We start from the raw sequence: 12,371 nt of genomic DNA on the forward strand, positions 1-12,371 counted from the left end.
GGCACCAGGCAACTCAGCTCCGGGCGGGTGACCGTCGACGGCCACGACGTGCACGCCGAGCCGGCGTCCATGCGCACCCGCATTGGCATCGTCTCGTCCGAGGACCGCCTGCACCGCCAGCTCACCGTCGCCCAGGCCCTTAGATACGCCGCCGAAATTCGCCTGCCGCACGACATTTCACCCGAGCAACGCGACCGCGTGGTCAGCCAGGTTCTCGAGGAGCTCGAGCTGACACCATACGAATCCAGCCGGATCGGCAAGCTGTCGCCCCAGGTGCGCCGGTGCGCCGCGCTGGCGGTCGAGCTCATCGCCCGGCCGACACTGCTCGTCGTCGACGAGCCGAGCGCCGGTCTGGACGCGGAGCAGCAACGCCACGTGATGGCAATGCTGCGGCGCCAGGCCGACATCGGCTGCGTCGTCGTGGCGGCCGTGTCGTCGCAGACGTCGGTGACGAACCTCAACCTGTGCGACCAGGTGCTGGTTCTCACCTCAGCCGGGACGCCGGCCTTCCTGGGGCCGCCCCTGCAGATCGAGTCCGCGTTGGGCACCGCTGACTGGTCGGAGGTGCTCGAGCGGGTGAGCGCCGACCCCGAGGGGACCCACCGCGCCTTCCGCGACCGGCCCCCGGCATCGGCGTTGACGGCGCCGCCGGAGGTCACCGCCCCGTCGCCGCCCCCCGCCGAGCCCCGCATGGCGCGGCAGATCCGGCTGCTGGCCCGCCGCGATGCCCGGCTGATTTTCGCCGACCGTCTCTATCTCGTGCTCTTGGCGATCTTGCCGTTCGTGCTGGCGGGTTTGACCCTGCTGATACCGGGCGGTTCGGGGCTCGCCCGGCCCGGGCCGGGCAGCACTCACCCGCACGAGGCCATCGAGATCCTGGCCGCGCTCAACGTCGCCGCGGTGATCATCGGCACCGCGCTGAACATCCGGGTTGTGGCGCGCGAGCAGCGCATCTTCCGGCGCGAGCAGGCTCTCGGGCTGTCGACCGCGGCCTACCTGGCCGCCAAGATCCTGGTGTTCGGCCTGGCCGCGGCCGTCCTGACGGCCATCGTGTTCGCCATCGTCGTCGCCGACAGGGGCGGACCCGCGCGTGGCGCCGCTTTGCTGCACAACGCCACGGTCGAGCTGTATGCGAGCGTGGCGGTGACGGCCATCGTGTCCGCGCTGGTCGGGCTCGCGTTGTCGGCGCTGGGGACGTCGCTGCGTGAGGTGTTGCCCCTGCTGCTGCCGGTGGTCCTGGCGTCCGTGCTGTTCAACGGAAGCCTCGTTCAGCTGGTGAGCAAATGGGGCTTCCAGCAGGTCTCCTGGTTCGTCCCGGCCCAGTGGGGCTTCGCCGCGTCGGCGTCCACCGTTGACCTGCGCAGAGTCGACGCGCTGGCCGCCAACTCGCAGATGTGGACCCACTACAGCGGCTGGTGGGTGTTCGACATGACGATGCTGATGCTCTTCGGCGTCGCGGCCGCGGGCTTCGCCCTCTACCGGCTGAGGCCGGTCCTCCACGCGGCTCCTAAGCCGTCACATCGCGAACAACAGGAACTGAGTGACCTGACTCGGTGAGAAGTTGTTGTCGCTGACCAGCACCACCGACTGACGACCATCGGGCAGCTTCGGCCCCAGCGTGATGCCCTCGACATTATCGAGGGGGGACAGTGCGGGCGTGGCCGACAAGTCGACCGCCAAAGTCTTGCTCATCGGGGTCACGGCCGCGTCCTTCATCGATGGGGTGGCCAAAACGTCGGTCGCCGCGCCGATCTCGGCCCGGTAGATCCGCACGGTCGGCGGCATGGCGGAGGATCGTTCGATCATCAGAAACGTCGTGTCCGACAGCGCGACCAGGTCGGAGAGGCCGTTGACGTCCGCGGGCGGTGCGGGCGGCTCCATCGGGTAGGCGTACTGCGCGGTAGGCGCCCCGGAGGCGACGTCGAACTTGGTGACCCGGGTGAGTACGCGGTGGCCGTCGTCGCTGACCGGCCCGTCGTTGTATCCGGGGTCCTCCATCGCGGCGAACAGCGTTTGGCCGTCGGGCGTCAGCGCCAATCCCTCCAGCGCCTTGTTCCGGCGCGGGCCCGTGGGCTGCGCGGACATCGCCAAGTTGGCCGGCAGCGTGAACTGGCCGAGGTAGGCACCGTCGAGCCCGGCCGATCGAACCCACGGGTCGAGCAGCAACGGTCCCGCGGTGCGCCGCTCGCCTTCGGAGGACCAATACAGCCGTTGCCGGCCGGGATCGAAGGCGATGCCCTCGGGGTCGGGGGGAATAACGGGCGGCGTGGCGTCCGGCCTGAGCGGCGGGAACGGCTGGCCGGACCGGTCCAGCAGCGGGCGGGTGCCGGTGAAGGCGACGTTGTCGATTCCGCTGTCCGACAAGGACAATTGCACGCTGTAAAAGCGGGCCGGGTTCTTCTCGGAGCGATCGTCGCTGATGACGTAATACAGCTGACGGCCCGGGTCATAGCTGAGCGCCGACAGGCCGCCGATGACGGTGCCGTCGAAGGTGGCGTTGAACGGGACCCGAGACTGACCGAGGTAAGTGAGCATCGGACGCGGCGCGGGCGCCGGAGCGGGCGGGCGCGCGGGCGCGCATCCCCCCAGCAAGACGACGAGGCACACGAACGCCACCCGTAGACGGCACATACCGAGAACGTATCGCCGAGCGTGCACTCGGCGCGAGAATCAGGCCTCGACCTCGCCCTGGACGCACGCTCGGCGAAATCACCAATCGGCATCATGTCGTTATTCCCGCGGCGGGAACCGCAGGATACGGTCGGGTTATGGCGTCAGACACCGCAACCATTGCCGAGCAGCTGCGCAACGCCCTCGACGGGCGTTGGCGGGACACGAGAAACCAGCTGCGATCCACCATGAGCGAGGACCTGTTCCGGCCGCACTACACCCCGAACACGGTGATCGCGCGCACCAAGGTGGCCGAGCAGATGCGGATCATGGCCGCGTTCGGTGCCGCGGCCGACAACTTCCGCAAGGAGCATGGCGGCACCGGCGACATCGGCGCGGCGATCACGATGATCGAGATGCTCGCGATGTCGGACCTGTCGTTGATGGTGAAGGCCGGTGTCCAGTGGGGCCTATTCGGCGGCGCCGTGGAGAACCTGGGCACCGAGCGTCATCACGAGGCGTACGTGAAGAAGATCATCAGCCTCGAGTTGCGGGGCTGTTTCGCGATGACCGAGACCGGGCACGGCAGCGACGTCCAGTCGCTGGAGACCACTGCGACCTACGACCCCGAGACCGAAGAGTTCGTCATCGACTCCCCCACGCCGACGGCGCGCAAGGACTACATCGGCGGCGCGGCCGAAACAGCCACCATGGCAGCGGTATTCGCCCAACTGATCACGCACGAGGACGGCAAACCGCTGCACCACGGCGTGCACTGCCTGATGGTGCCGATCCGCGACGCGGACGGCAACGACCTGCCCGGGGTGACCACCTCGGACTGTGAATACAAGGGCGGCCTGCCCGGAGTCGACAACGGCCGCATCATGTTCGACCACGTACGCGTCCCGCGGGTGAACCTGTTGAACAAATACGGCGACGTGGCGCCGGACGGCACCTACAGCTCGCCGATCGAGAATCCGAACCGCCGATTCTTCACCATGCTGGGCACGTTGGTCCGCGGACGGATCACGGTGGGCGGCAGCGCGGGCGCCGCGGGTCGCGTCGCGCTGGACATCGCCACGCGATACGCGTTGCAGCGCAAGCAATTCAGCGCACCGGATGACGAGTCCGAGGTGCTGATCATGGACTATCTGGTGCATCAGCGCCGGTTGTTCCCTTTGATCGCAAAGTCATACGCGTTGCAGTTCGCCCAGAACGAGCTGGTCGGTAAATGCCACGACATCCAGACCGCGGACGCCGTCGACGCCGACGAGCAGCGCGAATTGGAGGCGCGCGCCGCCGGGCTGAAGGCGGCCAACACCTGGCATGCGTCCCGGGCGATTCAGGAGGCGCGGGAGGCTTGCGGTGGCGCGGGCTACATGGCCGAGAACCGGTTGATCGCGCTGCGCGGCGACACCGACGTCTTCACCACATTCGAGGGCGACAACCACGTGCTGACGCAATTGGTGGCCAAGGAGCTGCTGACCGCTTACGCCGACGACATCCGCAGCATGAGCCCGGTCGAATGGGTGCGGTTCGCCGCCAACACCGTCGGCGAGCGCGTCGTCAAACGCACTGCCGCCGAGACGATTATCCAAACCATCGTGGACTCCCGACAGGACAGCGAGGAAGAGGGCAGCCTTTTCAACCGCGGCACGCAGATCAAGATGTTCGAGGACCGGGAGGAATATCTGATCGCGTCCGTCGCTCGTCGGCTGCAGGCCAAATCCAAGGAGATGTCGGAGTTCGACGCCTTCAACGCGGTGCAGGATCACGTGTTGCACGCCGCTTCCGCGCACATCGACCGGGTGGTGCTCGAAGCGTTCGTCGCCGGCATCGATGCCTGCCCGCACGAGGAGGCCCGCGAACTCCTGGGCATCCTGTGTGATCTGTACGCGCTGTCGGTGATCGAGGACGACAAGGCCTGGTACATCGAGCATCGCTACCTGTCCACCGAGCGGGCCAAGGCCGTCACCCGGGGTATCAACGATCGGTGCCGCGCGCTGCGCCCGCACGCCGAAACGCTCGTCGACGGCTTCGGGATTCCGGAGCAACTGCGCTACGCCGAGATGCTGCACCCGGAAAACTTGGCGGACGCGATCACGAACTGACGGGCCACTTGATCGCGTTGTAACGCAACGCTATTGATTCGGGATTTTGCCGAGCGCCTTCAGCTTGCCGTCCGGGCCGATCTCGAACTTCACCGTGCCAACGCCGGTGGGACAGCACGGCTGATCGTTGCCCTTCAACCATTGGTACTGGACCGCGACGGCGTCATCGGATGGCGGCAGAACGGTGATGTACGGCTTGGGATTTGGGGTCGGTGTACCCAGCGGGGTGTTGTGATCGAAGAACAGCAGCTGCTGCCCGGTGGATTCACTGGCAATCGTCGGGATGATCTGCACCCAGTACAAGCGGCACTTCTTGGCATGTCCGCGAGCGATTTCCACCCAAGTCGTACCGGGGACGGTGATCGGAACCGAGGCGATGGCCCGCTGCACCGTGGCGGGTGTCGGTCCATCGGAATCCTTGCACTTATCGGCTGACACCGGCGGCGAACCGGCTTGCTTCCCGCCGCAACCGGAGGCCAGCAGGATCAGCAGGATCACAATCAGCCGACGCACTCGGTGAGCTTAGCGAAGGCTGTGAATGTCCCATTTGTTTGGTCGGAGACCCCGTTCTGACAGGTAAACCGCCCGGCCCCACCGGTAGCCTTGAGCGGAGTCGGCGGGTCGACGATGACCCACCCTGACCTCGGGGGATGCGGCTTTTCCAAGACATCACGCGGGCGCTTTCGCCGGTGAGAGGAAGCCGTAAAGCGGGGGAAACTCCGGATATCCGGTGCCGAAACATCCTCGTCGCACCATTCAACGTAAGCCCGTTGCGCTCAAAGGAGGAAGTGCGTGACCAGGGAGTCCATGGCGTCACAGCACGATGCCGTGAACACCATGTGCGCATACTGCGGCGTCGGCTGCGGGATGGTGTTGCAGGTCACAACCGATCCCGCGAGCGGTCGCCGTCACATCGCGAAGTCGATTGGAAACAAAGAACATCCAGCCAACTTCGGTCGGCTGTGCACCAAGGGTGCCACCACTTCCGACTTGCTCGGCGCGCCTGGGCGGATGGAATCCGCACACGTACGCACCGACCGCGGTGAGCCCGTCGAGCCCGTCGATATCGACCGGGCTATCGCCCAGTGCGCGAACCGGTTACGGGCGATCATCGACACGTACGGCCCGGATTCGTTCGCGATGTACGTGTCGGGCCAGATGTCCATCGAGGCGCAGTACCTGGCGAACAAGCTCACCAAGGGCTTCATCGGCACCAACCAGATCGAGTCGAACTCGCGGCTGTGCATGGCCAGCGCCGGTTCCGGCTACAAGCTCTCACTGGGTGCCGACGGACCACCCGGCTCTTACCAAGACTTCGAACACGCCGACGTCTTCTTCGTCATCGGCGCCAACATGGCCGACTGCCACCCCATCCTGTTCTTGCGGATGATGGACCGCGTCAAGGCCGGCGCAAAACTCATCGTCGTTGATCCGCGCCGCACCGCGACCGCCGACAAGGCCGACCTGTTCCTGCAGATCTCCCCCGGTTCCGATCTCGCACTGCTCAACGGGTTACTGCAGCAGATCATTGAAAACGGGCACACCGATCCCGACTTCATCGCCGAGTTCACCGAGGGGTGGGAGGCGATGCCCGGCTTCCTGGAGCAGTACACCCCCGACAAGGTCAGCGAGATCACCGGGATTCCCGAAGAACACATCCGCGCGGCGGCCCGGATGATCGGCGAGGCCGAGAATTTCGTGAGCTGCTGGACCATGGGCCTCAACCAGAGCACGCACGGCACCTGGAACACCAACGCACTGTGCAACCTGCACCTGGCCACCGGTGCGATCTGCAAACCCGGCAGCGGACCCTTCTCGCTCACCGGACAACCCAACGCGATGGGCGGCCGCGAAATGGGTTACATGGGGCCGGGACTGCCGGGGCAGCGCTCGGTCTTATCCGCGGAGGACCGCGCCTTCACCGAAGACCAGTGGGGTATCCCCCACGGAACACTCCGCACCGAGGTCGGCACCGGCACGATCGACATGTTCGCCCGGATGGCCAGCGGTGAAATCAAGTCGTGCTGGATCGTGTGCACCAATCCCGTTGCTTCCGTTGCTAATCGGAGGACCGTGCTGGCCGGTCTGGAGCGTGCCGAGTTGGTCATCACCCAGGACGCCTTTCTCGAAACGGAGACCAACGAATACGCCGATGTGCTGCTGCCGGCGGCCCTGTGGTCGGAGGCCGAGGGCGTGATGGTCAATTCCGAGCGCAACCTGACGCTGTTCCAGCCGGCCGTCACCGCACCGGGTGACGCGATGCCCGACTGGCAGATCATCGCCCGGATCGCCTGCGAGATGGGCTTTTCGGACGCTTTCAGCTACGGCTCCGCCGAAGAGATCTTCGAGGAGATCAAGCGATTCTCGAACCCGAAGACCGGCTACGATTTGCGCGGCGTCAGCTACGACCGGCTGCGTCAGGGCCCGCTGCAGTGGCCGTGCGCGCCCGAGAGCACGGGCGACCGCAGCCCCATTCGCTACCTCAACGACGGTGTCAGCCAGGCCCGGCTGGTCCGCGAGGATGGCAGCGCTCCCCGGTTGGCGTTCCCCACCGCGAACGGTCGTGCGGTGTTCTTCGCCCGCCCACACCTCCCGCCCGAGGAAATGCCGGACAACGACTACCCGTTCCTGCTGAACACCGGTCGCCTACCACACCAGTGGCACACGATGACCAAGACCGGCAAGGTCGCCAAGCTCAACAAGCTCAATCCCGGGCCGTTCGTGGAAATCCACCCGGACGACGCCGCCCTGCTGCAGATCACCGACGGCGACGCGATAGAAATCGCGTCCCGCCGCGGCCGCGCCGTGCTGCCCGCCGTGATCAGCGACCGGGTGCGCATCGGTAACTGCTTCGCCCCCTTCCATTGGAACGACGTGTTCGGCGAATACCTGGCGATCAACGCGGTCACCAACGACGCGGTGGACCCGATCTCGAACCAACCGGAATTCAAGGCGTGCGCGGTCACGTTGGCGAAAGTTTCCGTCGCCCCGGCAGATCCGAGCACCGATACACCAGAACTCGCTTCCACCGAGGTGCGGGAAATCAGCGCGTCACAGGTCGACGCCCTCGCCGACTTGCTCGGCGTCGCAACCAAACCCGCGCCGGCGTTCGACGAGCTCGGCCGCTCGTACCTTGCCGGGATGTTGACCGCACTTCGGTCGGATGCGGGCCGGCGCACCGCCGGGGTGCCGACCCTGCCGCAAAGCGCTCCGTTCGACCCCGGCACCCGGCTGTGGGTGGATGGCCTGCTCGCGGGCCTGTTCTCGCGCGAAGGAGCCACGCCGACGCCGGCGCCGGCGGTCAAGGAACCGACGATCCAGCCACCCGAGGCCAAGCCCGCCAAACGGGCACCCGTCGTGGTGCTGTGGGCATCGCAAACCGGGAACGCCGAAGAGCTCGCCGCCGATGTCGCCGCCCGACTGGGCAACGCCGACGTGCCGGTCTCGTTGCGCGCCATGGACGACTTCCCGGTGGGTGAACTGGCGACGACTCGGGAGTTGCTGCTGATCACCAGCACCACCGGTGACGGTGACCCACCGGACAATGGGGCTGGCTTCTGGCGCGCGCTGACAACCGACGGTGCAACGAAATTCACCGGCACCCGCTACGCCGTCCTCGCGCTCGGCGACTCCAACTACGACGACTTCTGCGGCCATGGCCGCAAACTCGACGAGCGTCTGGCTGAGTTGGGGGCGACCCGCATCGTCGACCGGGTCGACTGCGAACCGGACTACGACGACGCCGCGGGCAAGTGGCTGAGCGGTGTCCTGCAGGAGCTGTCGCGCGCCCCCGCGCCGGTGGGCCGGGATGGCGGTGCGGCGGCCACCGCCCCGATTGGCGCGCCGGTTCGACCGGCCAACGGGTCCGGAACGGTCGGGTACACCAAGAAACGCCCCCTGATCACCGGCATCGTCCGCAACACCGTGTTGAGTCAGCCGAAGTCGACAAAAGACGTGCGGCATTTGGTTTTCAGCCTGCCGGAAGAAACCGTGAGCTACGAGGCCGGTGACGCGCTCGGGGTGTGGCCCCGCAATAGCGACCGGTTGGTCGACGAGTGGCTCGCGGTTACCGGACTGGACGGGCAGACGCCCGTCGAGGTCGGCGAGCAGGGTCTGATGTCGCTGCGCTCCGCACTCACCGAGCGCATCGAGATCGCCCACATCAGCCGGGACCTGGTGCGGTTCGTGCAGGAGCGCACCGGCGACTCGACGCTCGCCGAGCTGCTGAAGCCCGAAAACAAGCGCGCACTGTCGGATTGGTCGTGGGGGCGCCAGTCCATCGACCTGCTGGCACAGCACCCGGTCTGGGCGTCGGCCCACGAGTGGCTGCGGGTGCTCAAACGCCTTCAGCCGCGGCTGTACTCGATCTCGTCGAGCCCCAAAGAATGCCCCGGGGAAGTTCACCTGACCGTCTCGCCGGTGCGTTACAACTTTCAGGGCATCCCGCGCCGTGGGGTGTGCTCGACCTACCTGGCCGACCGCTCACCCGGTGATCGCGTCGCCGTCTACCTGCAGCCGTCGAGCAACTTCCGGCCACCCAGCGAGTCGCACACGCCGATGATCATGATCGGTCCCGGCACCGGAATCGCGCCCTTCCGCGGGTTCCTGCAGGAGCGTCGCGCGCTCGGGCACACCGGACCCAACTGGCTGTTCTTCGGCGAGCAGCACGCCGCCACCGACTACTACTACCGCGACGAACTCGAAAAGATGCTTGCCGACGGGTTCCTCACCGAGTTGGACCTCGCGTTCTCGCGGGACCAGCAGCAGAAGGTCTACGTGCAGCATCTGATGCGCAAGCGTGGGGCCGAGCTGTGGCGCTGGCTGCAGGACGGCGCCCAGCTCTACGTCTGCGGTACCGCGGACCCCATGGCCAAGGACGTCGACCGTGCGCTCTGCGAAATCGCGGCCGAACACGGGAACCTCGATCCCGACGGGGCGAAGCAGTATGTCCGGTCGCTGAGCGCCGACAAGCGCTATCACCGCGACGTCTACTAAGCCTCCCGGGTTGCGCGACTCGTAATACGACGGAAACGTCGCGCGCCTGTCGCTGAAACAACCTCGCTGCAACATTCAGTCATTGGTTGCGTCGAGGAGGGACGTAGGCGTGGCTCTGGACTTTGACGGGCCCCTCAAGGACAACGTGCGGGCTGTCTGCCCGTTGCAGTGCCGGCTGAGGCGCGGCACCGTGGACGATGAGCAGCTCGACGACCGGGTCGACTGGGCCGGGCTGCCGATCAACTTGGACTTGGCCTTCTCGCCACAGCAGCGCGACAAGGTCTACACCCAGCACCTGATGCTCAAGCGCGGCACGCAACTTCGGCGAAGGTTGCAGGACAGGGGCCAGTGGTGCGCCTGCGAAGATTTCGTCGACGACGGAAGCGTCTAACTCCGGTAGTCATCGCGGATTCGCAATACATTTCACTTCAACAATTAAGTTCAACACGAGCGTAAAACTATTACCTGCGAAAGCAATTGCTGCCGGATAGGCTTGCTGCGTGGCTGATAATCCGTCCTCCTACCTGGTGCTGGCATCCCAGCGGAGCGGCAGCACACTGCTGGTCGAGTCGCTGCGCGCGACGGGGGTCGCCGGCGAACCACAGGAGTTCTTTCAGTACCTGCCGGCCACCAGCCAGGCGCCGCAGCCACGCGAGTGGTTCGCCGGCGTGGAGGACGAGTCGATCCTGCAACTGCTCGACCCGCTCGATGCCGGGACGCCGGACCTCGCGCCGCCCGAGATCTGGCGCGACTACATCCGCACGGTCGGCAGGACGCCGAACGGGATATGGGGCGGCAAGTTGATGTGGAACCAGACGCCGCTCTTGTTGAACCGCGCGAAGAATCTGCCGAATCGCAGCGGTGACGGGCTGCTGGCCGCGATCACCGACGTGGTGGGTGAAGAGCCGCTGTTCATCTATGTGTACCGCCCCGACGTGATTTCGCAGGCCGTGTCGTTCTGGCGGGCGGTGCAGACGCGGGTGTGGCGAGGACGACCCGACCCGACTCGCGATGCGCGCGCTACCTATCACGCCGGCGCGATCGCGCACGTCGTCACCATGCTGCGTGCCCAGAACGAGGGCTGGCGGAATTGGTTCGCCGAGGAAGACGTCAGGCCGATGGAGATTCCGTATCCGGTGTTGTGGCGCAACCTGACTCAGGTGGTGGCCGCCATCCTTGAGGGGTTGGGGCTCGACCCGCGGCTGGCGCCCGAGCCGGTCTTGGAACGTCAGGCCGACCAGCGCTCCGATGAGTGGGTGGATCGATACAGGGCCGACGCCGCGAAGCTCGGCCTCCCAACCTGACCCTGGGACTTGCTTGTGCCCGAAGAAGCCTTCGGCTCGATTGCGGCCCCGCCGGCGGGGTGAAACGGCCGCGGGTACTCAGCAAACGATGAGCTCAACCGGCGAAATTGTCGAATGTCCTATAGTGGGCGTTATGCAACAGGCCACCCAGCCGTGCCTTGTCCTTACGTGCCGCACCGCCGTGCACTGCTGTTGTCGTTGTTGTTGATTCTCTGACGCCGCAGAAACCCTCGCGTTTCCTCCAGGTTTGCGGGCCGCTCGCACAGGTAGCACCCAGTGGCCGCGTCTAAGCGTTAGTCAATCTCAGAAGGATCACCCCGCCGATGACCATATTGCCCATATGCACCCGCGTCGCGATCGAATTCGACATCGCCTGGTAGGCCGACGAAGCTTGAACCAACATGCCTGAGGAAGACAGATGAGCATCGCAGATAACGTCACACAACTTATTGGGAACACTCCGCTGGTCCGGCTGAACCGGGTCACCGACGGGGCGGCCGCCGACGTCGTAGCCAAGCTGGAGTTCTTCAACCCGGGAAACAGCGTCAAGGACCGCATCGGGGTCGCGATGATCGACGCGGCCGAGCAAGCGGGCCTGATCAAGCCCGACACGATCATCCTCGAACCGACGAGCGGTAACACCGGCATCGCCCTGGCGCTGGTGGCCGCCGCCCGTGGCTACCGCTGTGTGTTGGTCATGCCGGAGACCATGAGCATGGAGCGGCGGATGCTGCTGCGTGCCTTGGGCGCCGAGATCGTCCTGACGCCGGGCGCCGAGGGCATGCCGGGCGCCATCGCCAAAGCCGAGGAGCTGGCCAAGAGCGACCAACGGTATTGGGTGCCCCAACAGTTCGAAAACCCCGTGAATAGGGAGATCCACCGCAAGACCACCGCCGAAGAGGTGTGGCGCGACACCGATGGCAAGGTGGACATCTTCGTGGCCGGCGTGGGCACCGGCGGCACCATCACGGGGGTCGCCGAGGTCATCAAGGAACGCAAGCCGTCGGTGCAGTTCGTCGCCGTGGAGCCGGCAGCGTCGCCGGTGCTCTCGGGTGGACAGAAAGGTCCTCACCCCATCCAGGGTCTGGGCGCCGGATTCGTGCCCCCCGTGCTCGACATGGAGCTCGTCGACGAGGTCATCACCGTCGGCAACGAGGAGGCCATGGACGTGGCACGTCGGCTGGCACGAGAGGAAGGCTTGCTGGTCGGCATCTCGTCGGGTGCCGCGGTGGTCGGCGCCCTGCAGGTGGCCCGCCGACCGGAAAACGCCGGAAAGCTTGTCGTCGTCGTGCTACCTGATTTCGGCGAGCGGTATCTCAGCACGCCGTTGTTCGCCGACCTGGCGGGTTAA

At 66.1% G+C, this 12,371-nt stretch carries 8 protein-coding genes; 6 read left to right on the top strand and 2 right to left on the bottom strand.

What is annotated here, in order from left to right; translation table 11 throughout:
- Positions 1-1,557 (top strand): ABC transporter permease (locus A5773_RS20650; protein ID WP_156744909.1); only part of this gene is annotated, 1,557 nt, incomplete at its 5' end.
- Here the strand turns inward: A5773_RS20650 and A5773_RS20655 are convergent.
- Positions 1,516-2,631, bottom strand: a complete 1,116-nt coding sequence (locus A5773_RS20655) for an esterase-like activity of phytase family protein (protein WP_082948324.1) — start codon at positions 2,629-2,631, stop codon at positions 1,516-1,518. The genes A5773_RS20650 and A5773_RS20655 overlap by 42 nt on opposite strands.
- 137 nt (positions 2,632-2,768) lie before the next feature.
- Here A5773_RS20655 and A5773_RS20660 point away from each other — a divergent pair, with 137 nt between their 5' ends.
- On the top strand, positions 2,769-4,721 hold the full coding sequence (locus A5773_RS20660) for an acyl-CoA dehydrogenase (RefSeq protein WP_066945340.1): 1,953 nt from the start codon (positions 2,769-2,771) through the stop codon (positions 4,719-4,721).
- 30 nt (positions 4,722-4,751) lie between these two features.
- Here the strand turns inward: A5773_RS20660 and A5773_RS20665 are convergent, their stop codons facing one another.
- Positions 4,752-5,219: an LppP/LprE family lipoprotein gene (locus A5773_RS20665; protein WP_067261576.1), complete on the bottom strand. Its 468-nt coding sequence runs from the start codon at positions 5,217-5,219 to the stop codon at positions 4,752-4,754.
- Positions 5,220-5,528: 309 nt separating this feature from the next.
- Here A5773_RS20665 and A5773_RS20670 point away from each other — a divergent pair, with 309 nt between their 5' ends.
- The 4 genes from A5773_RS20670 (at position 5,529) to cysK (ending at position 12,371) form a co-directional block, all read left to right on the top strand.
- A complete protein-coding gene (locus A5773_RS20670; RefSeq protein WP_066945337.1) occupies positions 5,529-9,716 on the top strand; it encodes a bifunctional nitrate reductase/sulfite reductase flavoprotein subunit alpha in 4,188 nt (1,395 codons plus the stop codon).
- Positions 9,717-9,825: 109 nt separating this feature from the next.
- Positions 9,826-10,107 (top strand): hypothetical protein, encoded by a 282-nt coding sequence (locus tag A5773_RS20675; RefSeq protein ID WP_156659104.1) that lies wholly within the window; start codon positions 9,826-9,828, stop codon positions 10,105-10,107.
- A 109-nt stretch (positions 10,108-10,216) separates the two neighbouring features.
- Positions 10,217-11,020 (top strand): Stf0 family sulfotransferase, encoded by an 804-nt coding sequence (locus A5773_RS20680; RefSeq protein ID WP_066945334.1) that lies wholly within the window; start codon positions 10,217-10,219, stop codon positions 11,018-11,020.
- A gap of 418 nt (positions 11,021-11,438) precedes the next feature.
- Positions 11,439-12,371: a cysteine synthase A gene (cysK, locus tag A5773_RS20685; RefSeq protein ID WP_066945330.1), complete on the top strand. Its 933-nt coding sequence runs from the start codon at positions 11,439-11,441 to the stop codon at positions 12,369-12,371.

It is taken from the genome of Mycobacterium sp. 852014-52450_SCH5900713 (genome assembly GCF_001667075.1).
GTDB lineage: Bacteria > Actinomycetota > Actinomycetes > Mycobacteriales > Mycobacteriaceae > Mycobacterium.